Below are 21,645 nucleotides of genomic sequence, written 5' to 3' on the forward strand. Positions count from 1 at the left end.
CCCGACCTCAGGTCTGGGTGGCCGGGCCACCGACCGGCGGCAGCGGGCGCGGATCGCCCTTGTCGCCGCCCTTGCCCGACTTGCCCCAGCCCGCCGGCGGCGGCGGCTCGCGGCCTTCCATGATCGCGTCGATCTGCGGCGCGTCGATGGTCTCGTACTGCAGCAGCGCCTGCGACATCGCGTGCAGCTTGTCGATGTTCTCGGTCAGGATTGCCCTGGTACGGGCGTAGGCCTTGTCCAGGATCGAGCGCACCACCTCGTCGATCTTGCGCGCGGTCTCGTTGGACACGTTCTTGTGCTGGGTCACCGAGCGGCCGAGGAACACCTCGTCCTCCTCCTCGCCGTAGGCGATCGGGCCCATCTCGTCGCTCAGGCCCCACTTGGTGACCATGTTGCGCGCCATCTTGGTCGCGCGCTCGATGTCGTTGGAGGCGCCGGTGGTGACCTTGTCCTCGCCGAAGATCAGCTCCTCGGCCACGCGGCCGCCGTACAGCGAGCACAGCTGCGACTCGATCGCCACGCGGTTCATCGAGTAGCGGTCGCCCTCCGGCAGGTACATGGTCACGCCCAGGGCGCGGCCGCGCGGGATGATGGTGACCTTGTAGACCGGGTCGTGCTCCGGCATCAACCGGCCGACGATGGCGTGGCCGGCCTCGTGGTAGGCGGTCAGCGTCTTCTCTTCCTCGCTCATCGCCATCGAGCGGCGCTCGGCGCCCATCAGGATCTTGTCGCGGGCGCGGTCGAAGTGGTCCATGCGGACCTCCTTCGCGTTCTCGCGCGCGGCGAACAGCGCCGCCTCGTTGCACAGGTTGGCCAGGTCGGCGCCGGAGAAGCCCGGGGTACCGCGCGCGATCACCAGCGGCTCGACGTCGTCGGCCAGCGGCAGCTTGCGCATGTGCACCTTGAGGATCTGCTCGCGGCCCTTCACGTCCGGCAGGCCGACCACGACCTGGCGGTCGAAGCGGCCGGGGCGCAGCAGCGCCGGGTCGAGCACGTCCGGACGGTTGGTCGCGGCGATCACGATCACGCCCTCGCCGCCCTCGAAGCCGTCCATCTCCACCAGCAGCTGGTTGAGGGTCTGCTCGCGCTCGTCGTGGCCGCCGCCCAGGCCGGCACCGCGATGGCGGCCGACCGCGTCGATCTCGTCGATGAAGATGATGCACGGCGCGTGCTTCTTGGCCTGCTCGAACATGTCGCGCACGCGCGAGGCGCCCACGCCGACGAACATCTCGACGAAGTCCGAGCCGGAGATCGAGAAGAACGGCACCTTGGCCTCGCCGGCGATGGCCTTGGCCAGCAGGGTCTTGCCGGTGCCCGGCGGGCCGACCATCAGCACGCCGCGCGGGATCTTGCCGCCGAGACGGGTGAACTTGGACGGGTCGCGCAGGAAGTCGACCAGTTCGCCGACCTCCTCCTTGGCCTCGTCGCAGCCGGCGACGTCGGCGAAGGTGACCTTCACCTGGTCCTCGCCCTGCAGCTTGGCGCGCGACTTGCCGAAGGACATCGCGCCCTTGGCGCCGCCGCCGCCCTGCATCTGGCGCATGATGAACAGCCAGAAGCCGATGATCAGCAGGATCGGCAGGAACTGCAGGACGATGGTCCAGAAGCCCGGGCCGGTCTTCGGATCCTCGCGGGTGACGTCGACGTTCTTGGCGATCAGCTGGTCCAGCAGCTTCTGGTCGGCCGGGCCGGTGACGTGGCCTTCGGTGCCGTCGACGCGCTTGTAGCGGATCTTGTTGGCGGTGAAGGTGCTGTCGTCGGTGTAGACGACCGAGCGGATGCGCCCGGCCTCCACGTCCTGGACGAAGCGGGTGTAGCTGGGCGACTCGCCGACGCCGGCGGTGGCGCCGTCGCGGGGGGAGAAGCTCTGGAACACGACCATCAGCACGACGGCGACGACCACCCAGAGCAGGAGGTTCTTGGTCAAGTCGTTCATCCTCATCGGCTCCGCGGTTCCCTTGGTTCGGCTTGTCGCACTGCTGTTTCCGGTTGTTTCTTCCCGGCGTTCCGGGTCGAGCTTACTTGATCTGGGCGCGCTTGCCCTGCGCCAGGGCATAGACTTCCGGCGAACGCTTGCGCGATGCGGCCGGCTTGCGGATCACCACCCTGTCGTAGCGGCGGCGCAGCTCGCGCACGTAGTCGTCGAAGCCGACCCCCTGGAACAGCTTGATCAGGAAGGTCCCGCCCGGACGCAGGTGGCCGTTGGCGAAATCCATCGCCAGCTCGGCCAGGTACATCGCGCGCGGCTGGTCGACCGCGTCCACGCCACTCATATTGGGGGCCATGTCCGAAAGGACAAGGTCCACGCGCTGGCCGTCCAGCAGCGTCTCCAGCTGGGATAAGACGGCTTCCTCCCTGAAGTCGCCATGAAGGAATTCGACCCCGGCCAGCGGCGGCATTTCGAGGATGTCCAGGGCGACCACCCGGCCGCTGTCGCCCATCGCCTGGCGCACGTACTGGGACCAGCCGCCCGGGGCCGCGCCCAGGTCGACCACGACCATGCCCGGCTTCAGGAGCCGGTCGCGCTCGATCAGTTCCTCGAGCTTGTAGGCGGCGCGCGAGCGCAGGCCTTCGGCCTGGGCCTTCTTCACGTAGGGGTCGGCGAAGTGCTCGCGGAGCCAGCGGTGGCTGCTCTTGCTGCGGGAGCTGCGGGACATGCAGGAGGGACCGGGCCAGGCGGCCCGCGGCGGTATGGACGGCCATGATACCCTGAACGGCCCCACTGACCGTCCATGACCGATGTCCGTCGCCCTGACTTCCGCCCAGAACCGCTTCCTCCGTGGCCAGGCCCATGGCCGCAAGGCCCTGATGCAGGTCGGCGGCAAGGGCATCACCCCGGGCCTGGTCGCCGAGCTGGACCAGCTGCTGGAACGCCACGAGCTGGTCAAGGTCAAGGTCGGCGCCGAGGACCGCGAGGCCCGCGAGGCGATGATCGCCGAGCTGGCCGCGCAGACCGGTTCGGCGCTGGTGCAGCGGATCGGCCATACCGCCACCCTGTACCGGCGGTCGAAGGAAAACCCCGCCATCGTCCTGCCCCGCGCCTGAGCGGGCACCGGAACCTGCGATGCAGCTGAGCCACGAACGCCCCGACTACGCCTGGGTGCTGCGCGGCGCCGACGGCCGCCAGGCCCGGGTCAACGACCGGATCCTGGAGCGCAGCTTCGCCCTGGCTCCCGACCGCCTGCTGGAGGACTGGGACACCCCGGCCGCCATCGGCGAGCTGCAGCCGGCGCACATGGAACCGCTTCTGGCGCTTTCGCCGGAACTGGTAGTGCTGGGCACCGGCGCCCGCCAGGTGTTCCCGGCCGCGGCGGTGATGGCCGCCTGCCTGACCCACGGCATCGGTATCGAGGTGATGGACAACGCCGCCGCCGCGCGGACCTACAACGTCCTGGCCGGCGAAGGCCGCCGGGTCGTGGTGGCCCTGCTGCTGGGCTGAGCCCCGGAAGCCCCTCGCCCTCCGGGAGAGGGGGTGGGGAGAGGGCAGGCAACCACGGCGCCGAAGGCGCGCCCGGCAGGGTCGGGCTTGCCCGACTCCCGCGCCCGATGTCCCGGACCATGCGAGAAGCAGCGGGACAAGCCCCGCTCTACAGAGGCACGCCCGCAGTCCGGGGAGGTCGGAAGCGGCTCCGGGCGCGGCGCGGGGAATATCAGGACCTGCCGTCGCCGCCAGCGGAATCGTCCGTCGGCAACCGGCCTTCTTCGCCCCCTCTCCCGGAGGGAGGGGGAACGAACGAAGCCACGACCCAGATGCGCCTAAAGCCGCGGTAGTGCGGGGGTATCCCGCAAGCAGGCCATGGATGGCCTGCGCTCGCGCGTTGGAGCCAGGGATGGCGGAACCGCGCGATGCGGGATACCCCCGCACTGCCGCGGCTCCGTCCGAAGCCGACCCACTCGAACGCCTTTACTGAAACAGGCGAGCCTGCGATCCGCAGGATCGCGCGCGGGCGAGCGCCCGGCGCGCTGCGCCGGGCCGGGGATCCGCCCATGACCGCCAGCGTCGCCGCTTACTTCTTGGGCAGGTAAAGCAGCGGATCGACCGGCTTGCCGTTGTAGCGGATCTCGAAATGCAGCTTGTCGCGGTCGGTGCCGGTGCGGCCCATCTCGGCGATCTGCTGGCCCGCCTTCACGCTCTGGCCTTCCTCGACCAGGCGCTTGCGGTTGTGGCCGTAGGCCGACAGCCACTGCTCGTTGTGCTTGACGATGATCAGTTCGCCGTAGCCGACCAGGCCGGCGCCGGAGTACACGACCACGCCGTCGGCCGCGGCGGTCACCGCCTGGCCGCTGCTGCCGCCGATGTCGATGCCCTGGCGGGTGTTGTTGCCGGCCACGTAGGTGCTCAGCAGCACGCCCTGCGCCGGCCAGCGCCAGCTGAAACCGCTGCTGGGCGGCGGCGGCGGCGCCGGGGCCGGCGTGGAAGGCGTCCTCGCCGGGGTAGTGGTGCCGGTCTTCGGCGCGACAACGGTCCGCGCCGGCGTGCTGGCGGTGGTGCCGCGCGCACCCTGGCCCAGCTGCAGGCGTTGGCCCGGATAGATGGTGTACGGCGGCTGCAGGCTGTTCCAGCGCGCCATGTCCTCGACGCTGACGCCGTTGCGCCGCGCGATCGAATACAGCGTGTCGCCCTGCTGCACCACCACCGTCTTGCCCGCCGTGCCCTGCGTGGCGGTCGTGGCCGACGGACTGCGCACCACGGTGCTCTTGCCGCAGGCGGCCAGCAGCGCCAGCAGCGCCAGCAGCGCCAGCAGGCGCGCGACCGGTTTCAGAGCCTCGGCATTCATGCGAACTTCGCCCTCCAGACAAGCCAGGCCACCAGGGCGGCGACCAGCACGGTCGCGATCCACCCCAGCGGCTCGATCCAGCGCCGCAGCGCCTCGGCCGCGCGCGCGCCGCCGAAGCGGATCGCCGCGGCCAGCAGGAACACGCGCTTGGCGCGGCCGACCAGCATGCTCAGGAAATACGGCAGCAGCGGCACGCCGACAATACCCGACGCCCAGGTGAAGACCTTCATGGGGATCGGCATGAACCCGCCCAGCACCAGGAACCAGAACACCGCCCAGGGCGACTCGGCCATCTTCGCCTGCACCGTGGCGATGCCCGCCTCGATGGACGGCAGCATGCCCATCGTCTCCAGCAGCGGCTTGACCGCCTCGAAGGCGAAGTGGCCCAACGCGTAGCCGACCATCGCCCCGGCCATCGCCCCGGCCAGGCTCAGCGTGGCGAACCACCAGCCGCGCCTGGGCTGGGCCACGCACATCGGCGCGAGCATCACCTCCGGCATCACCGGGAAGATGATCGCCTCGAAGAAGCTCAGCACGGTCAGGTAGGTCGGCGCGCGCGGGTGGGAGGCCCAGCGCAGCGCGCGGTCGTAGAGGGGTCCGAATACCTGCATGCGTCAGTCCAGGGTGCCGGCAAGCAGCGGCACGAACACCACCGGCGCCAGGTTGCGTTCTTCGATGCTGCCGTCCGCGCGGCGGACCAGCTGCACCAGCGATTGTGCCGAAGCGCCGCCGACCGGGGCGACCAGCACGCCGCCGGGGGCCAGCTGTTCCAGCAGCGCGTCGACCAGGGCCGGGGCCGCGGCGGTGACCAGGATCGCGTCGAACGGGCCGTGCTCGGCCCAGCCGACGCGACCGTCGTCGTGCTTGCTGCGCACGTTCATGCCCAGGGTGCGGAAGCGCTTGCGCGCCTGCCGCAGCAGGTCGCCGATGCGCTCGACCGTGTACACCTCCAGGCCCAGTGCGGCCAGGATCGCCGCCTGGTAGCCGGAGCCGGTGCCGATCTCCAGCACCTTCTTCGGGCGCGTGGCCAGCACGGTCTCGGTCATCCGCGCCACCACCCAGGGCTGGGAGATGGTCTGGCCATGGCCGATCGGCAGCGCCGTGTCCTCGTAGGCGCGACTGGCCAGCGCCTCGTCCACGAACAGGTGGCGCGGCACGGTGCGGATCGCGTTGAGCACGTTCTCGTCGACGATCGGCGCGGTCCCGGGCACGCCCTCGCGCAGGCGCTGGACCAGGCGGTCGCGCACGCGCTGCGAGGTCATGCCCACGCCCACCGCCTCCGGTTGCAGGCGCAGCCGTGGGGTCATGCGGCCGCCCCCGGGGTGCTGCCCGAGGAGCCCAGCGCCGCGGTCAGGCCGCCGACCCAGCCGGCGACCTTCTCCAGCGCCTGGTAGCGGGTCAGGTCGACCTGGATCGGGGTGATCGAGATGTGGCCGGTGCGCACGGCGTGGAAGTCGGTGCCCGGGCCGGCGTCCTGTTCCGGGCCGGCCGGGCCGATCCAGTACACGGTGTTGCCGCGTGGATCCGGCTGCGGCACGCAGGCCTCGGAACGGTGGCGGTTGCCCAGCCGGCTCACTTCGAAACCGCGCACTTCGTGCCAGGCCAGGTCCGGGACGTTGACGTTGAGGATGGTGTCGGCCGGCAGCGGGTCGGTGACCAGGCGGGCGACGATCTCCACCGCGGCGCGCGCGGCGGTCGCGTAGTGCTTCGCCTCGTGGTTGCGGGTCGCCAGCGACACCGCCACCGCTGGAAGGCCGAGGAAGCGCCCTTCCATCGCCGCCGACACCGTGCCCGAATAGATCACGTCGTCGCCGAGGTTGGCGGTGTTGTTGATGCCCGAGACGACGATGTCCGGTTCGAACTCGAACATGCCGGTCAGCGCCAGGTGCACGCAGTCGGTGGGCGTGCCGGCGACCGAACAGGTGTAGTGGTCGATCCGCTTCACCCGGATCGGCAGGTCGAGCGTCAGCGAATTGCTGGCGCCGGAGCGGTCGCGGTCGGGGGCCACCACGTAGACCTCGTGGCCGGCGTCACGCAGGCCCTGGGCCAGGGCGTGGATACCCGGCGCATCCACGCCGTCGTCGTTCGAAACAAGTACGCGCATGGGCTTCCTCGAAAACATCCGCATGATACCGGAAGCCCCGCCGCGGTTCTGCGCCGCCGGGCACGCGGCGCAACGGGCCCGTGGTGGCGGCCGCTGCGCTACCCTTGCCCGATGCACGACGACGAGGAAGATCCCGCCGCCCTGTTCCGCGCCGCGGTCGGCAAGGTCGCGCCGCTGCGCAAGCCGGTGCACGCGCCGCCCGCGGCGCCGAAACCGCGCCCGGCGCGCCGCCGCGAGGACGAAGCCGCGCCTTCCGGCCGCCTGGCCGACGACCCGGACGCGGTGCTGCTGCGCGGCGACGCCAGCGCGTTCCGCCGCGAACGCGTGTCCGCGCGCGACTGGCAGCGCCTGCGCCGCGGCGGCTTCTCCGCGCAGGACGAACTGGACCTGCACGGTGCCAACGCGCTGCAGGCCGAGGCGCTGCTGGCACGCTTCCTCGCCGAGGCCGGCGCCCACGGCCTCGGCTGCGTGCGCATCATCCACGGCAAGGGCGGCAGCGACGGCGTGCCGGTGCTGAAGAACCTGGTCGACCGCGTGCTGCGCCAGCGCGGCGACGTGCTCGCGTTCCATTCCGCGCCGCCGGCGCAGGGCGGCACCGGCGCGCTGCTGGTCCTGCTCGGGCGCCGCTGAGCCATTCCATACGGTCCGGTCCGGCGTCCGCCTGCGGCTAGAATGCGCCGGATGGACTCCCCGAGCTTTACTGCCGCCGAGCTCGCCGAACGCTTCGCCCTGCAACTGCACGGCGACGGCGAGGTGCGGGTGCACGGCGTGGCCACCCTCGCCAATGCCGGTCCCGGGCAGCTGGCCTTCCTCGCCAACCCGCGCTACCGCGCCCAGCTGGCCGCCTCCGCCGCCGGCGTGGTGGTGCTGCGCGCCGACGATGCCGCCTCGGCCCCGGGCACCGCCCTGGTCGCGCGCGACCCCTACGTCGCCTTCGCCCGCATCGCCGCGCTGTTCGAGCGCGTCCCGGCGCGCGAGCCCGGCATCCACCCCAGCGCGGTGATCGACCCCAGCGCCGAGGTCTCGCCCGACGCCCACGTCGGCCCGTTCGTCTCCATCGGCGCGCGTTCGAAGGTCGCCGCCGGCTGCGTGATCGGCCCCGGCTGCGTGATCGGCGACGACTGCGAGCTGGGCGAAGGCTGCGAGCTGCAGGCCCGGGTCACCCTCTACACCCGGGTGCGGCTGGGCAAGCGCGTGCGCATCCTGCCCGGGGCGGTGCTCGGCGGCGCCGGCTTCGGCCTGGCGATGGACGCCGGCCAGTGGGTCAACGTGCCGCAGCTGGGCGGCGTGGTGGTCGGCGACGACTGCGAGATCGGCGCCAACACCTGCATCGACCGCGGCGCGCTGGACGACACCGTCCTCGGCGAGGACGTGCGCATCGACAATCTGGTGCAGATCGGCCACAACGTGCAGATCGGCGCGCACACCGCCATGGCCGGCTGCTCGGCCGCCGCCGGCAGCGCGAAGATCGGCCGCTACTGCCTGATCGGCGGCGGCGCCGGCGTGCTCGGCCACCTCGAGGTCGCCGACAAGGTGCTCATCACCGCGATGTCGCTGGTCACCCATTCGATCCGCGAGCCGGGCGAGTACTCCTCCGGTACCCCGCTCACCGACAACCGCACCTGGCGCAAGAACGCCGCCCGGTTCAAGCAACTGGATGCGCTGGCCCGGCGCGTCAACGCCCCCCCCCAGGAAAGTGCCGAATGAACGAAACCGTCAAGCTGCCTGTCGACGTCAACACGATCCAGACGCTGATCCCGCACCGCTATCCGTTCCTGCTGGTCGACAGGATCGTGGACCTGGACCTGGAGGCCAAGCGGATCGTCGGCATCAAGAACGTGTCGTACAACGAGCCGTTCTTCCAGGGCCACTTCCCCGGCCAGCCGATCATGCCCGGCGTGCTGATCATCGAGGCGCTGGCCCAGGCCGGCGGCGTGCTGACCCAGCTGTCGCTGGGCCGCGACGCCCAGTCCAAGCTGTTCTACATGGTCAAGGTCGACAATGCGCGCTTCAGTCGCCAGGTCGTCCCCGGCGACGTGCTGGAGCTGCACGTGCAGGTCAAGCGCGTGATCCGCAACATGGCGGTCTACTATGGCGAGGCCAAGGTCGACGGCGAGATCGCGGCCTGCGCCGAGGTCCTGTGCGCGGGCACCCGCGAGTAAGCCCAGGCCTGGACCGCACACGGAAACCGCAATGAACGACACCCCCCGCATCCACCCCACCGCCATCATCGACCCGGGCGCGCGCCTCGGCGAGGGCGTGAGCGTGGGTGCCTACACCGTGATCGGCGCCGAGGTGGAAATCGGCGACGGTTGCCAGATCGGCCCGCACTGCAGCTTCACCGGCCCCACCCGGATCGGCCGCGAGAACCGCTTCATCGGCCACGCCGCCATCGGCGGCGAACCGCAGGACAAGAAGTTCGCCGGCGAGCGCACCGAGCTGGTGATCGGCGACCGCAACGTGTTCCGCGAGTTCGTCACCCTCAACCGCGGCACCGGCGGCGGCGGCGGCGTGACCCGCATCGGCGACGACAACTGGATGCTGGCCTACACCCACGTGGCCCACGACTGCATCGTCGGCAACCACTGCGTGTTCTCCAACAACACCACCCTGGCCGGCCACGTCACCGTGGGCGACTGGGTGATCATCAGCGGCTTCGCCGGCGCCCACCAGTTCTGCCGGATCGGCGACCACGCCTTCCTCGGCATGGGCGCGCTGGTCAACGGCGACGTCACCCCGTACACCATGGTCGGCGGCAACTCGATCGGCCGGCCGCGCGGGATCAACAGCGAAGGCCTCAAGCGCCGCGGCTTCAGCCCGGAGCGGATCGCCGCGATCAAGCGCGCCTACCGCACCCTGTTCGTCGCCGGCCTGCCGCTGGCCGAGGCGCGCGAGCAGCTTGCCCGCCAGGCCGAGGACAGCGAGGACGTGCGCCTGCTGCTGGAATTCCTCGACAGCGGCGAACGGCCGCTGCTGCGCTGAGCGGGCGCCCGATGGCCGTGGGCGCACGGACCCGGAACCGGACCACCGCCGAAAGCGGCGGCCTGCGCGTGGTGCTGGTCGCCGGCGAGGCCTCCGGCGACGCGCTGGGCGCCGGCCTGGTCGGGGAACTGCGCCGGCGCTTCCCCGACGCACGCTTCGCCGGCATCGCCGGCGACGCGATGCGCGCCGCCGGCGTGGAGACCTGGCACGACGCCAGCGAACTGGCGGTGATGGGCCTGTTCGAGGTCCTGCGGCACCTGCCGCGCCTGCTGCGCCTGCGCCGCGAGTTCCGCGAACGGGCGCTGGAATGGCGCCCGGACGTGGTGATCGGCATCGACGCGCCGGACTTCAACCTAGGCGTGGAGCGCTGGTTCAAGCAGCGCGGCGTGCCCACCGTGCACTACGTCAGCCCCTCGGTCTGGGCCTGGCGCGAGAAGCGCGCCGAGAAGATCGGCGCCAGCGCCGACCGGGTGCTGTGCCTGTTCCCGATGGAGCCGGCGATCTACGCCAGCCACGGCGTGGACGCGCGCTTCGTCGGCCACCCCATGGCCGACGCCATGCCGCTGCAGCCGGACCGCGCCGCCGCCCGCGCGCGGCTGGGCGTCCCGGCCGGCGTGCCGGTGCTGGCGGTGCTGCCGGGCAGCCGCATGGGCGAGATCGAGCGCCTGGGCGAGATCTTCTTCGAGGCGGCCTGGCGCGTGTCCGAGGCGCTGCCGGACCTGCACGTGGTGGTGCCGGCGGCCAGCGCGCGCTGCCGCGAGGTGCTGCAGGAACAGCTGGCCGCTTCGGCGCTGCCGGCGGCGCAGACCCGCCTGCTCGACGGCCAGGCCCGCGACGCGATGGCCGCCGCCGACGTGGTCCTGCTCGCCTCCGGCACCGCGACCCTGGAGGCGATGCTGTCCAAGCGGCCGATGGTGGTCGGCTACCGGATCTCGCCGCTGACCTACCGGATCGTCCGCGCCCTCGGCCTGATCAAGGTCGACCGCTATTCCCTGCCCAACGTGCTTGCCGGGCGCGACCTGGCGCCGGAGCTGATCCAGGACGACTGCACGCCCGACCGCCTGGCCGAAGCGGTGCTGCACTGGTTCCGGTCGCCGGAAGCGGTGGCCCTGCTGGAACCGGAATACCTGGCCCAGCACGAACGCCTGCGCTGCGACGCCTCGGCGCGCGCGGCCGAGGCGGTGGCGACGCTGCCGGGCCTGGCCCGCGGCGGGGTGGGCGCATGAGCCCGCGTCCGCCACGCCGGGTCGCGCCGGAAGGCGCCGACATGGGCCTGTTCCCGATCGACCGGCGCCGCCTGCGCACCTGCGGCGTCGACGAGGCCGGCCGCGGCCCGCTGGCCGGCCCGGTCGCGGTGGCCGCGGTGATCCTCGACCCGAAGCGCCGCATCCGCGGCCTCGACGACTCCAAGAAGCTGACCCACGCCCAGCGCGAGGCCCTGTACCCGCGCATCGTCGAGCGCGCCCTGGCCTGGCACGTGGAGATGATCACGGTCGAGGAGATCGACCGGCTCAACATCCTCCACGCCACGCTCGAAGGGATGCGCCGCTGCGTCGCCGCGCTGGGACCGGAGGTGGAACTGGTGCGGATCGACGGCAACACCGTGCCGAAGGCGCTGCCGTGCATGGCCGAGGCCATCGTCGGCGGCGACGCGCTGGAGCCGGCGATCATGGCCGCCTCGATCCTGGCCAAGGTCAGCCGCGACCGGCTGATGTGCCAGCTGCACGAGGAGCACCCCCTCTACGGCTTCGACGTGCACAAGGGCTACCCCACCCCGGCGCACCTGGCCGCCCTGGCCGAACACGGCCCCTGCGTCCACCACCGGCGCAGCTTCGCCCCCGTGCGCGAGGCCCTGGCCCGCCACGCCGCCGTGCCCGAAGCCCTCGCCGTCACCGCATGACTCCGCCGTGGGGCGGGGGCTTGCCCCGCTCCCCGCCCCGCCACCCGGCATCCCCGCCCCCCCCCCCCCCGGAACGCGAACGGCCCGCCGAAGCGGGCCGTCCCGGGATCCCGTGCGGGACGCGGCTCAGTGGTGGTGGCCGCCGTCGCCGTGCACGTGGCCGTGCTCGATCTCTTCCTGGCTGGCCTCGCGGACCTCGACGATCTCCACGTCGAAGTGCAGGTCCTTGCCGGCCATCGGGTGGTTCAGGTCGACGTCGACCACGCTCAGGCCGACCTTCTGCACGGTGACCGCGCGCGGGCCGAAGTTGGTCTGCAGCACGACCTGCATGCCTGGGGCCAGCCTGGTGTTGCCGAAGTGCTTCTTCGGGATGCGCTGGGTCAGGCCGTCGCGGCGCTCGCCGTAGGCATCGGCCGCGGCCACGTCGACGCTGAAGCTGTCGCCGGCGACCTTGTCCTGCATCGCCGCCTCCAGGCCCGGGATGATGTTGCCGTGGCCGACCAGGATCGCGATCGGCTCGCGGTCCTTCGAGGTCTCGATCGGCTCCTGGCCGACCTCGGACACGGTGTAGTGGAAGCGGACGACGCGGTCTTTTTCGATCTTCATGCGCAACTCGGTCTGGCTGCCGGGTTGGCAGCTTGGGGGTGGGCGGCTTGTCTGCCGCATGGGGATGCGGCCAAGATGGCCGCGTGAGGAAAGAGCCGCATTATCCCGCCCTGTTCCCGGCCATGCCAGCGCCGGGCCTCCCGGCCCCGTTCCGGCGGGCCGCGATCCTCGTCGCCCTGGCTGGCCTGCTGGCCGGCTGCGGCCGCGAGGCCACCCGCCCCACCGCCCCGGCCGCGACCCGCTGGCCGCAGGTCGCCCCGGCTGATCCGGCCCGGGCCAACGCCGTGACCCTGCGCGCCCTGAGCCTGGTCGGCACCCCCTACCGCTACGGCGGCAACACCCCCGAGTCGGGCTTCGACTGCAGTGGCCTGGTCAATTACGTGTTCCGCGACATGCTCGACCTGCGCCTGCCGCGCAGCTCGCGCGAGCTGGCCGCGGTGCAGGGTCCGCGCCTGGCCCCGGAGAAGCTCGCCAGCGGCGACCTGGTGTTCTTCGGCAGCGGCCGCGAGGTCACCCACGTGGGCATCTACGTGGGCGAAGGCCGCTTCGTCCATGCCCCCAGCAGCGGCGGCACCGTGCGCCTGGACCGGCTGGACGGTCCTTACTGGCGGGACCATTACAGCGGCGCGAAGCGGGTCCTTCTCTGAATCCGCGACGGCGCTCACGGCCCTCTTAACGCGGATTTAACTTTTTGTGAACATCAAGGGACGGTGAAGGGGGCATGATCCCCGCATCGCCGTACTGTGACACCTGCGTGACGACCGACGACCTGCGTACAGGCCAGCCTGCCGCCACCCCCGCCGCCTCCGGGCGCCGGGTGCTCCGTCCTCTCCTCTTCGTCCTCCTGGCCCTGCCGGCGCTGCCGCTCCTGGCCGCCCCGGAGCCGGCCGAAGTCGTGCCCGAATCCATTGCCGCGCCGGCCGCCGAGGTCGTCGTAGCCGAGGTCGCGCCGGCCAATGCCCCCGCCGAAGCCATGGCGAACGCCGCGGCCCCGGCTGCAGCCAGGGCCGCCCCGGCCAGCAGCACCCTGCGCCAGAAGGCCGACGCTGCCGCCGACGCCACCCTGGCCGCGCTGCTGCCACACATCGCCGGCAACGACAGCCTGCCGCTGCTGGACCGCTCGGCGATGTTCGCCGGCGACGTCAGCCGCCTGCTGTCCGCCTACGACCTGACCCAGGGGGCCGCCGCCGCGCCGCCTTCCGAGGGCCGGGTGCAGCAGGTGCTGAAGGCCGCGATGTCCCTGATCGGTACCCCGTACCGCTGGGGCGGCACCTCCACCGAAGGCTTCGACTGCAGCGGCCTGGTCGGCTACGTGTTCCGTAGCGCCCTGGGCATCGAGCTGCCGCGCGTCTCCCGCGAGATGGCGGCCAAGGCCGACGCCGAGCTGATCCGCGACCGCAACCAGCTCAACCCGGGCGACCTGGTGTTCTTCGGCCTGCGCGGCCGGGTCAACCACGTCGGCATCTATGTCGGCAACGGCCAGTTCCTGCACGCGCCCAGCCGCGGCAAGGACGTGCGGGTGGACAGCCTGACCTCCGGCTACTGGGGCAACCGCTTCATGCAGGCGCGCCGGGTCCAGATCTGACCGGCACCGGCCAGTCCCGTCGAAGAAGGCCGCCCCCAGGGGCGGCCTTTCCGTTTCCGGGCGGGCGCCACGCAACCGGCGCCCCGGCTCAGTCGCCCGCGCCGCCGTGCTCCTCCAGCCCGACGTTGCTCGAGGCCTGCTCGTAGGTGCTCTGGTCCAGCAGCCCGGTTTCCCTGGCCACCAGCACCGGCACCAGCATCTGCCCGGTCACGTTGGTCATGGTCCGCATCATGTCGAGGATGCGGTCGATCGCCACCAGCAGGGCGATGCCCTCCAGCGGCAGCTTGGCCGCGCTCAGTACCAGGGTCACCATCACGATCGCCGTGCCCGGCACGCCGGCGGTGCCGAAGCTGCCCAGCACCGAGGCCAGCAGGATCACGAAGTACTGGTTCAGCGACAGGTCGATGCCGAAGTACTGGGCCACGAACACCGCGGTCAGCGCCGGATAGATCGCGCCGCAGCCGTCCATCTTGATGCTCGCGCCCAGCGGCACGGCGAACGCGGCGTAGTCCTTGTCCACGCCCAGGTTATGGGTGACGCTGCGCATCGCCACCGGCATCGAGGCGAAACTCGACGAACTGACGAAGCCCACCTGCATGCCCGGCGCGGCGCCACGGAAGAAGCGCAGCGGATTGAGCCCGTGCGCCAGCAGCAGGCCGCCGTACACCACCACGATATGCAGCGCGCAGGCCAGGTACAGGGCGAACACGAAGCTGCCCAGCGGCAGCAGCTTCTCGAAGCCGTAGCTGCCGACCAGCCCGGCGATCAGGCCGAAGGTGCCCAGCGGGGTCATCTCCAGCACGAAGCGGGTGACCTGGATCATCATCTCGCTGGCCTCGCCGGCCAGCGCGCGCAGCCGCGCGGTGCGCTCGCCCAGCTTGACCAGGGCGAAGCCGACCAGGCCGGCGAAGAAGATCACCTGCAGGATCTTGCCCTCGGCCAGCGCCTTGAACGGGTTGGACGGCACCACGTCGAGCAGCACCTGCACCGGGGTCGGCACCTCGCGCGGGGTGTAGTCGGCGGCCATCTCCAGCCCGGTGAGGCCGTGGCCCGGCTTGAGCACCAGCCCCACGGCGAGGCCCACGCCCACCGCCAGCGCCGCGGTCGCGGCGAACCAGAGGAAGGTGCGCCCGCCCAGCGCCGCCACCGATTTCTGCCCGTGCAGCGAGGCCACCGCGTTGATCACCGCGAACAGCACCAGCGGCACGGCGATCATCCGGATCAGGGTGACGTAGACCGTCCCCAGCGGGCCGAACCAGGTCTGCGCCGCCGGGCCCATCAGCCAGCCGGCCAGCGCGCCGAGCACGAAGCCGGCGAGCACGCGCTGCCAGAACGGGATGGCCAGCCAGGCCGAAACGAGTTTCATCGGGGATCCATCGCCTAGCGAAGCCGGCACGATAGCCCAATGGCCGTGCGGACCGCGACGGCGTGCGCGGAACGCCGTCGTGTCATCGGCATGACAAAGCGCCCGGCGCATAATGCGGCCTCCCTCTCACGCCGGCGGCGTCGGGACGCGGCGCCGCGACCGGCCGCCCCCGCACCGACGGCACGCTGCAACCGCCGGAATGCCGATGCCCCGCCTGAAGTACCTGCCCGCCGCCCTCTGCACCAGCCTGCTCGCCGCCTGCGCCTCCAGCGGCACCCTCCCCGCCGCCCCCGGCGCGCTGCCCTCCGCCGCGATCGACATCGAGGTCCCGGCCATCGCCCACCCGCAGGGCGAGACCGCCGAGTGGTGGTACCGCAGCGGCGCCGCCCAGGCCGCCGCCCGCGGCGCGATGGCCGGCAAAGCGAAGAACGTCATCCTGTTCCTCGGCGACGGCATGAGCCTGACCACGGTGGCCGCCGCGCGCATCCTCGAGGGCCAGCGCCGCCGGCAGCCCGGCGAGGAGAACCTGCTGTCCTGGGAGCGCTTCCCGCATACCGGCTTCAGCAAGACCTACAACACCGACTCGCAGACCCCGGATTCGGCCGGCACCATGACCGCGATCACCACCGGGGTGAAGTCGCACATGGGCGCGATCGGCGTGTCCGCCGGCCACCGCGACGACTGCGCCGGCAGCCTCGGCAGGCAGCGCCTGACCTGGCTGCACCTGGCCGATGCCGCCGGCATGGCCACCGGCATCGTCACCACCGCGCGCCTGACCCATGCCACCCCGGCGGCGACCTGGGCGCACGCCCCCAACCGCAACTGGGAACACGACGCCGACCTGCCGGCGAAGGCCGTGGCCGAAGGCTGCGTCGACATCGCCCGGCAGATGGTGTCCACGCCCTACGGCCGCGGCCCGACGGTGCTGTTCGGCGGCGGCCGCGCCCAGTTCCTGCCGGCGGGCGCGCGCGATCCCGAGCACGCCGACAAGGCCGGCCTGCGCCGCGACGGCCGCGACCTGGTCGCCGAGTGGAAGGCCGCCCATCCCGGCGGTGCCTACGTCTGGAACCGCGCCCAGCTGCAGGCCGCCGCCGGCGCGCCGGCGGTGCTGGGCCTGTTCGAATACGACCACATGCAGTTCGAGCACGAACGCGACGCCGCCGCCGAACCCTCGCTGGCCGAACTCACCGCCGAGGCGATCCGGCGCCTGTCGAAGCACCCGGAGGGCTTCGTGCTGATGGTCGAGGGCGCGCGCATCGACCACGCCAACCACTACGGCAACGCCTACCGCGCCCTGGACGAGACCATCGCCCTGGCCGAGGCGGTGCGCACCGCGGCGGAGATGACCTCGGCCGACGACACCCTGATCCTGGTCACCGCCGACCACTCGCACACACTCAACTTCGTCGGCTACCCGGTGCGCGGCAACCCGATCCTGGGCAAGGTCCGCGGCCAGGGCAGCGAGGACGACCCGTCCGGCGGCTACGCCCGCGACCTCACCGGCCTGCCCTACACCACCCTCGGCTATGCCAACGGCCCCGGCCACACCGGCGCCAGCAACCAGCAGCCGGAAGGCCCCAAGCGCTTCCTGCACGCGCCCTCTTCGGCCGGGCCCGCACACGGCCGCCCGGACCTGTCGCAGGTCGACACCACCGATCCGGATTACCTGCAGGAAGCGCTGGTGCCGCTGAAGTCCGAATCGCACGGCGGCGAGGACGTCGGCATCTGGGCGCGCGGCCCCGGCAGCGAGGCGGTGCGCGGCACCCTCGAGCAGAACGCGATCTACCACCTGATCGTGCAGGCCACGCCGAAGCTGCGCGAACGCCTGTGCCAGGCCGGCACCTGCGACGCCAACGGTGTGCCGGTGGAACTGCCGCGGCCGGAGCGGTTCCGCCGTCAGGACTGAGCCGGAAACGAAGACGGGCCGCTTGCAACGGGCGGCCCGCCTGCTTTGCCACCGCACCCCGCGCGGGGCGTGGGATCAGAGCGGCTTGGCCAGCACCAGCCAGATGATCCCGAGCAGCAGCAGGATCGGCAGCTCGTTGAACAGGCGCAGCCTGCCCGACGACGGCAGCCCGCGCCCCTGCTCCACGCCCTTCAGCCAGCGCCCGGTGAAGATGTAGTACGCCAGCATCAGCACCACCAGCGCCAGCTTCGCGTGCAGCCAGCCGGCCGGGTTCCCGACCATGGTCGGGAACCCGTCGATCACCCGATAACCCAGCCAAAGCACCAGGCCCAGCGCCGCGGCGATGCCGAACATGTTGTGGCCGAAGCGGTACAGCCGCCGTCCCATCAGCACCAGCCGCGCCTGCACTTCCGGCTGCCCCTGCGCCTCGGCCAGGTTGACCAGGATCCGCGGCAGGTAGAACACCGTGCTCATCCAGGCCACCACGAACAGCAGGTGGAACGACTTCACCCAGAGATACGTGGAATACATGCGTGGGCCCTGCGGCTAGGATGTGCGGATTCTCGGCCATCGGCCGCCTCCCTGTCGAACCACCGCGGCGCAGGCCGCGCCTGCCGTCCCTCAACCGTGCCGATGACCAAGACCTACGACCGCCACTACTTCGACCACTGGTACCGCGACCAGGCCATCCACGACCCGAAGCGCCTGGCCCGCAAGGTCGCCCTCGCCGTGGCCGTCGCCGAGCACCACCTCGAGCGGCCCGTGCGCACCGTCCTCGACATCGGTTGCGGCGAAGGCGCCTGGCGCGCGCCCCTGCTGAAGCTGCGCCCGAAACTGCACTACCTCGGCTTCGACAGCAGCGAATACGCCGTTGCCCGCCGCGGCCCGCGCCGCAACCTGCACCTGGCCAGCTTCGGCGACTTCGAATGGTTGCGCCCCTGCGCCCCCGTCGACCTGCTGGTCTGCGCCGACGTCCTCCACTACCTCCCCACCCGCGAACTGGTCCGCGGCCTGCCCGGCCTCGCCGAACTCTGTGGCGGCATCGCCTTCCTCGAAACCTTCACCGCCGAGGACGAGTTCGAAGGCGACACCGACGGCTTCCAGCGCCGCACGGCACTCTGGTACCGACGCCGCCTCGAGGACCAGGGTTTCACCGCCCTCGGTTCGCACTGCTGGCTCGCTCCCGCGCTTGCCGGCAGCACTTCGGCGCTCGAGTGCTCCTGAGTTCTCCGCCTGGCCCAGGTCGCTGCCGGCCAAACCGCTCCTGGAAAGTCCCGCACCTCGACAGCGCGGATGCGATGCCCGTGGGTGCGAAGTAAAGGAGGAGGCGCCGGCCGCAGGCCGGTGCCGGGGGACATGAGTACCCACGGGTATCGCGTCCGCGCCCCCAGCCCGCTTTCACGTTCGCGCCTTCTCCGCGTCGCAAAGCCGCAGCGGCGCACCGAACGTCAGCGCGCCCGCCGCGCCGCCCACCCGCGGATGATCCGCGCGAGCTCAGCCACCCCGTCGGTCAGCGCCGCCGGCCCCGGCTGCAGGATCAGCGGCGACTTCACCTCGTGCAGCTCCCCGTCCCGCACCGCCGGGATCGCATCCCAACCCGGCCGCGCCGCCACCTGCTCCGGCCGGAACTTCTTCCCGCACCACGAGCCGATCACGATGTCCGGCGCCCGTTCGATCACTGGCGCGCCATCGGCCAGGATCCGCGCCTTCGCCAGCGGCTCGCGCGACAGCCACGGGAAAACGTCCTCGCCGCCGGCGATCCGCACCAGCTCGGCCACCCACTGGATACCGGTGATCAGCGGCTCGTCCCACTCCTCGAAGTAGACCTTCGGCCGCACCGGCAGCTTTTCCGCCTCGCGCGCGACATCGTCCAGCCCGCGCGCCAGCGAATCCGCATACGCCTCCGCCCGCGCCGCGACGCCGACCAGAGCACCCAGCCGCCGCACGTAATCGAGGATGCCCGCGACGCTGCGATGGTTGGCGATCCACACCTCCACCCCACGCCGTACCAGTTCGGCCGCGATGTCCGCCTGGATGTCGGAAAAGCCGATCGCCAGGTCCGGCTTCAACGCCAGGATCGCCTCCACCCGGGCACTGGTGAACGCGCTGACCTTCGGCTTCTCGCGCCGCGCCTGCGGCGGCCGCACGGTGAACCCGCTGATGCCGACGATCCGGTCCTGCTCGCCGAGCGCGTACAGCGTCTCGGTCGGCTCCTCGGTCAGGCAGACGATGCGCCGCGGGCCCATCAGCGCACCGGCTTGCGGAAGTACACCACCTGTCCGGTCCCCTCGAAACCGCAGGCCTCGTGCGCGGCCCGGCTGCCGAGGTTGTCGATCAGCGCGTCGGAGGCCAGTTCACTGCAGCCATGCCCGCGGGTCCAGTCCTCCACCGTCGCGAGCAGGGCGCGACCCGCGCCCTGCCCGCGCCACTCCGGCGCCACGTACCAGGCCTCGAGGAAACCGACTGGCGAGGTCAGCGTGCCGTTGACGTACTCGCAGCGCAGGCTGGCTTCGGCGAGGCCGACCACCTTGCCGTCGCCCTCGGCGACGAACGCCGCCATGTCACGGGGATCCTGGAGGATGGCCTCCGCTTCCCCGCGCAGCTCGCCTGCGTCGCTGCCGGGCCACAGCGCCAGGCGCATCGCCGTCCACGCGCCGAGGTCGGCCGCCGCCGCCCGGCGCACCCGCACCCCGCTCACGGATAAAGCATCCGCTTGGACCAGTGACCCTCGATCTCGTGCTGGTAGCACCAGCGCTCGTGCAGGCGGTAGCCGGCCCCATACCAGAACTCGAACGTCTCCGGCACCACCCGGAAGCCGCTCCAGCCCGGCGGGCGCGGCACGTCGCGGCCCATGAACTCGGCCTCGGCGTCGGCCAGGCGCGCGTCGAATTCCTCGCGCGAGACCAGCGTGGCCGACTGCTTCGACGCCCACGCGCCGAGCTGGCTCATCCGCGGCCGCGTCGCGAAGTAGGCATCGGCCTCGGCGTCGTCGACCCGGACCACGCCGCCGCTGATCCGCACCTGCACCCCCGCCTCGCGCAGGTGCCGCCACAGGAACAGCAGCGCCGCGCGCGGGTTGGCGCGCAGGTCGCGGCCCTTGTGGCTGTCCAGGTGGGTGTAGAAGGTGAATCCGCGCTCGTCGAACGACTTCAGCAGCACCGTGCGCACCGACGGCACGCCATCGGCGTCGGCGGTGGCCACGGCCATCGCGTTCGGGTCCGCCATGCCGCTGTCCCGGGCCTCGTCCAGCAGGCGGCTGAAGGTCGCCAGCGCTTCCGCATAAAGCCGGTCGGTCATCGCAGTCTCCACGCGGTGTTCGGGTGCACGTATTGTGGACCCATGCACGCGCAGTCGCACACCGGTTTCCCCCGATGGCTGGCCGAACAGGCGCTGGCCGACAGCGGCGCGCGCCGCGGCGGCGGCCTGCGCGTGCTCGGCATCAGCGGCCTGCAGGGCAGCGGCAAGAGCACGCTCGCCGCGCAGGTCGTGGCGCTGGCGCGGGAGGCCGGGCTGGCCGCCGCCGGCGTATCGCTGGACGACTTCTACCTGGCCGCGGCACGGCGCGCGGCGCTGGCGCGCGAAGTGCATCCGCTGCTGGCCACGCGCGGCCCGCCGGGCACCCACGACGTCGGCCTGGCCCTGCGCACGATCGACGCGCTGCGCGAAGGCGGCACGCCGGCGCTGCCGCGCTTCGACAAGCCCGGCGACGACCGCCTGCCCGAGGCGGCGTGGATGGTGGTGCCGGAGCCGCTGGACCTGCTGGTGTTCGAAGGCTGGTGCCTGGCCGTGCCGCCCGAGGCGGAGACCGCGCTGCAGGCGCCATTGAACGCGCTGGAACGCGTCGAGGACGCCGGCGGCACCTGGCGGCGCTGGTGCAACGCCGCGCTGGCGCGCGACTACCCGGCGCTGTGGTCGCGCATCGACCGGCTGTGGTTCCTGCAGCCGCCCGGGTTCGAGGTGGTGCACCGCTGGCGGCGCCAGCAGGAACATGCCCTGCGCGCGGCCGAGCCGGGCCGCCGCGGCATGGACGATACGGCCCTGGCGCGTTTCATCCAGCACTACGAGCGGATCAGCCGGCACGCCCTGGCGACCTTGCCCGGGCGGGCGGACGCCTGCGTGGTACTCGATGGGGAACGCCGGCCGCTGGACCTCGTGGTCCGGGGCGGGCCGGCCGGGATTTGAGACGTTTCTCATTGGCTGCGGCCTCGGCCCGGCGCAGATTCCCCCCTCATGGGGGAATCGGAGTCGCGGGTCCATCGCAGGGGGATCCTGGTAGCAGGCTCTCCGGGTCTGCATGCCTTCCGCTCCGGTTCCCACGCCAGTCCAGGCCGCGCCACGCCGTGTGCTCCGTCCCCCCGGGGTAGCACGCTTGCGGCCCGTCCGGGCCCGCTGGGCCCGGACGTCCTGTTCCGGGGTCG

The 21,645-nt window shown here is 71.9% G+C and carries 25 protein-coding genes; 13 read left to right on the forward strand and 12 right to left on the reverse strand.

Features of this window, described 5'->3' with window-relative positions; translation table 11 throughout:
- Nucleotides 1-7 precede the first annotated feature (7 nt).
- Nucleotides 8-1,936: an ATP-dependent zinc metalloprotease FtsH gene (gene ftsH / locus PSEJ35_RS0101920; RefSeq protein ID WP_028916307.1), complete on the reverse strand. Its 1,929-nt coding sequence runs from the start codon at nt 1,934-1,936 to the stop codon at nt 8-10.
- Nucleotides 1,937-2,018: 82 nt separating this feature from the next.
- Nucleotides 2,019-2,657 (reverse strand): 23S rRNA (uridine(2552)-2'-O)-methyltransferase RlmE, encoded by a 639-nt coding sequence (gene rlmE / locus PSEJ35_RS0101925; protein ID WP_028916308.1) that lies wholly within the window; start codon nt 2,655-2,657, stop codon nt 2,019-2,021.
- Nucleotides 2,658-2,739: 82 nt separating this feature from the next.
- Here rlmE and yhbY point away from each other — a divergent pair, with 82 nt between their 5' ends.
- Together yhbY and PSEJ35_RS0101935 are read left to right on the forward strand one after the other, a co-directional pair.
- On the forward strand, nt 2,740-3,045 hold the full coding sequence (gene yhbY / locus PSEJ35_RS0101930) for a ribosome assembly RNA-binding protein YhbY (protein WP_028916309.1): 306 nt from the start codon (nt 2,740-2,742) through the stop codon (nt 3,043-3,045).
- A 19-nt stretch (nt 3,046-3,064) separates the two neighbouring features.
- Entirely contained in the window at nt 3,065-3,439 is a 375-nt protein-coding gene (locus tag PSEJ35_RS0101935) for an Mth938-like domain-containing protein (RefSeq protein WP_028916310.1), read from the forward strand.
- Between the two features lie 568 nt (nt 3,440-4,007).
- Here the strand turns inward: PSEJ35_RS0101935 and PSEJ35_RS0101940 are convergent.
- The 4 genes from PSEJ35_RS0101940 to surE are packed head-to-tail and all read right to left on the reverse strand — an operon-like array spanning nt 4,008 to nt 6,882.
- Nucleotides 4,008-4,778, reverse strand: a complete 771-nt coding sequence (locus PSEJ35_RS0101940) for a peptidoglycan DD-metalloendopeptidase family protein (protein ID WP_028916311.1) — start codon at nt 4,776-4,778, stop codon at nt 4,008-4,010.
- Nucleotides 4,775-5,389, reverse strand: a complete 615-nt coding sequence (locus PSEJ35_RS0101945; protein WP_028916312.1) for a YqaA family protein — start codon at nt 5,387-5,389, stop codon at nt 4,775-4,777. Before PSEJ35_RS0101945 ends, PSEJ35_RS0101940 begins: the two co-directional genes overlap by 4 nt.
- A gap of 3 nt (nt 5,390-5,392) precedes the next feature.
- A complete protein-coding gene (locus tag PSEJ35_RS0101950) occupies nt 5,393-6,085 on the reverse strand; it encodes a protein-L-isoaspartate(D-aspartate) O-methyltransferase (RefSeq protein ID WP_028916313.1) in 693 nt (230 codons plus the stop codon).
- Nucleotides 6,082-6,882 carry a 5'/3'-nucleotidase SurE gene (gene surE, locus PSEJ35_RS0101955; RefSeq protein WP_028916314.1) on the reverse strand — a complete coding sequence of 267 codons (801 nt, stop codon included), beginning with the start codon at nt 6,880-6,882 and terminating at the stop codon, nt 6,082-6,084. Before surE ends, PSEJ35_RS0101950 begins: the two co-directional genes overlap by 4 nt.
- Before the next feature lie 111 nt (nt 6,883-6,993).
- Here surE and PSEJ35_RS0101960 point away from each other — a divergent pair, with 111 nt between their 5' ends.
- Genes PSEJ35_RS0101960 through rnhB form a run of 6 tightly spaced genes read left to right on the forward strand, consistent with a single transcriptional unit; the run spans nt 6,994 to nt 11,764 of the window.
- Nucleotides 6,994-7,512: a Smr/MutS family protein gene (locus PSEJ35_RS0101960; RefSeq protein ID WP_028916315.1), complete on the forward strand. Its 519-nt coding sequence runs from the start codon at nt 6,994-6,996 to the stop codon at nt 7,510-7,512.
- 51 nt (nt 7,513-7,563) lie between these two features.
- Nucleotides 7,564-8,589, forward strand: a complete 1,026-nt coding sequence (lpxD, locus tag PSEJ35_RS0101965) for a UDP-3-O-(3-hydroxymyristoyl)glucosamine N-acyltransferase (protein ID WP_028916316.1) — start codon at nt 7,564-7,566, stop codon at nt 8,587-8,589.
- Nucleotides 8,586-9,044, forward strand: coding sequence for a 3-hydroxyacyl-ACP dehydratase FabZ (gene fabZ / locus PSEJ35_RS0101970; RefSeq protein ID WP_028916317.1), 459 nt, complete (start codon nt 8,586-8,588; stop codon nt 9,042-9,044). The genes lpxD and fabZ overlap by 4 nt, the downstream gene beginning before the upstream one ends.
- A gap of 31 nt (nt 9,045-9,075) precedes the next feature.
- Nucleotides 9,076-9,864, forward strand: a complete 789-nt coding sequence (lpxA, locus tag PSEJ35_RS0101975) for an acyl-ACP--UDP-N-acetylglucosamine O-acyltransferase (RefSeq protein ID WP_028916318.1) — start codon at nt 9,076-9,078, stop codon at nt 9,862-9,864.
- An 11-nt stretch (nt 9,865-9,875) separates the two neighbouring features.
- Nucleotides 9,876-11,090: a lipid-A-disaccharide synthase gene (gene lpxB / locus PSEJ35_RS15130; protein ID WP_051412425.1), complete on the forward strand. Its 1,215-nt coding sequence runs from the start codon at nt 9,876-9,878 to the stop codon at nt 11,088-11,090.
- A gap of 41 nt (nt 11,091-11,131) precedes the next feature.
- A complete protein-coding gene (gene rnhB / locus PSEJ35_RS15135) occupies nt 11,132-11,764 on the forward strand; it encodes a ribonuclease HII (protein ID WP_232207560.1) in 633 nt (210 codons plus the stop codon).
- Nucleotides 11,765-11,890: 126 nt separating this feature from the next.
- Here rnhB and PSEJ35_RS0101990 read toward each other — a convergent pair whose 3' ends face one another.
- Entirely contained in the window at nt 11,891-12,370 is a 480-nt protein-coding gene (locus PSEJ35_RS0101990) for a peptidylprolyl isomerase (protein ID WP_028916319.1), read from the reverse strand.
- 122 nt (nt 12,371-12,492) lie between these two features.
- Here PSEJ35_RS0101990 and PSEJ35_RS0101995 point away from each other — a divergent pair, with 122 nt between their 5' ends.
- Both PSEJ35_RS0101995 and PSEJ35_RS0102000 read left to right on the forward strand, forming a co-directional pair.
- A complete protein-coding gene (locus PSEJ35_RS0101995) occupies nt 12,493-13,017 on the forward strand; it encodes a C40 family peptidase (RefSeq protein WP_028916320.1) in 525 nt (174 codons plus the stop codon).
- A gap of 326 nt (nt 13,018-13,343) precedes the next feature.
- Nucleotides 13,344-13,955 (forward strand): C40 family peptidase, encoded by a 612-nt coding sequence (locus PSEJ35_RS0102000; RefSeq protein ID WP_232207561.1) that lies wholly within the window; start codon nt 13,344-13,346, stop codon nt 13,953-13,955.
- Nucleotides 13,956-14,043: 88 nt separating this feature from the next.
- Here the strand turns inward: PSEJ35_RS0102000 and PSEJ35_RS0102005 are convergent, their stop codons facing one another.
- Nucleotides 14,044-15,321, reverse strand: coding sequence for a dicarboxylate/amino acid:cation symporter (locus PSEJ35_RS0102005; RefSeq protein WP_028916322.1), 1,278 nt, complete (start codon nt 15,319-15,321; stop codon nt 14,044-14,046).
- Between the two features lie 205 nt (nt 15,322-15,526).
- Between PSEJ35_RS0102005 and PSEJ35_RS0102010 the strand changes: the two genes are divergently transcribed.
- Nucleotides 15,527-17,227: an alkaline phosphatase gene (locus PSEJ35_RS0102010; protein WP_037082120.1), complete on the forward strand. Its 1,701-nt coding sequence runs from the start codon at nt 15,527-15,529 to the stop codon at nt 17,225-17,227.
- A 75-nt stretch (nt 17,228-17,302) separates the two neighbouring features.
- Here PSEJ35_RS0102010 and PSEJ35_RS0102015 read toward each other — a convergent pair whose 3' ends face one another.
- Entirely contained in the window at nt 17,303-17,758 is a 456-nt protein-coding gene (locus tag PSEJ35_RS0102015; protein WP_028916324.1) for a CopD family protein, read from the reverse strand.
- Between the two features lie 102 nt (nt 17,759-17,860).
- Here PSEJ35_RS0102015 and PSEJ35_RS0102020 point away from each other — a divergent pair, with 102 nt between their 5' ends.
- A complete protein-coding gene (locus PSEJ35_RS0102020; protein WP_028916325.1) occupies nt 17,861-18,451 on the forward strand; it encodes a class I SAM-dependent methyltransferase in 591 nt (196 codons plus the stop codon).
- Between the two features lie 224 nt (nt 18,452-18,675).
- On the opposite strand, the gene PSEJ35_RS0102025 is transcribed toward PSEJ35_RS0102020, so the two are convergent.
- The 3 genes from PSEJ35_RS0102025 to pdxH are packed head-to-tail and all read right to left on the reverse strand — an operon-like array spanning nt 18,676 to nt 20,524.
- The gene (locus PSEJ35_RS0102025) at nt 18,676-19,473 is read right to left on the reverse strand and encodes an ABC transporter substrate-binding protein (protein WP_028916326.1); all 798 of its coding nucleotides are present in this window, start codon (nt 19,471-19,473) and stop codon (nt 18,676-18,678) included.
- On the reverse strand, nt 19,473-19,925 hold the full coding sequence (aac(6'), locus tag PSEJ35_RS0102030) for an aminoglycoside 6'-N-acetyltransferase (protein WP_028916327.1): 453 nt from the start codon (nt 19,923-19,925) through the stop codon (nt 19,473-19,475). The genes PSEJ35_RS0102025 and aac(6') overlap by 1 nt, the downstream gene beginning before the upstream one ends.
- Nucleotides 19,922-20,524 carry a pyridoxamine 5'-phosphate oxidase gene (gene pdxH / locus PSEJ35_RS0102035; protein ID WP_028916328.1) on the reverse strand — a complete coding sequence of 201 codons (603 nt, stop codon included), beginning with the start codon at nt 20,522-20,524 and terminating at the stop codon, nt 19,922-19,924. The genes aac(6') and pdxH overlap by 4 nt, the downstream gene beginning before the upstream one ends.
- A 42-nt stretch (nt 20,525-20,566) precedes the next feature.
- Here pdxH and PSEJ35_RS0102040 point away from each other — a divergent pair, with 42 nt between their 5' ends.
- Nucleotides 20,567-21,409 carry a kinase gene (locus tag PSEJ35_RS0102040; RefSeq protein WP_028916329.1) on the forward strand — a complete coding sequence of 281 codons (843 nt, stop codon included), beginning with the start codon at nt 20,567-20,569 and terminating at the stop codon, nt 21,407-21,409.
- Nucleotides 21,410-21,645: the final 236 nt, after the last annotated feature.

Origin of the sequence: Pseudoxanthomonas sp. J35, from assembly GCF_000513995.1 — a bacterium.
In the GTDB taxonomy this organism is placed as follows: domain Bacteria; phylum Pseudomonadota; class Gammaproteobacteria; order Xanthomonadales; family Xanthomonadaceae; genus Pseudoxanthomonas.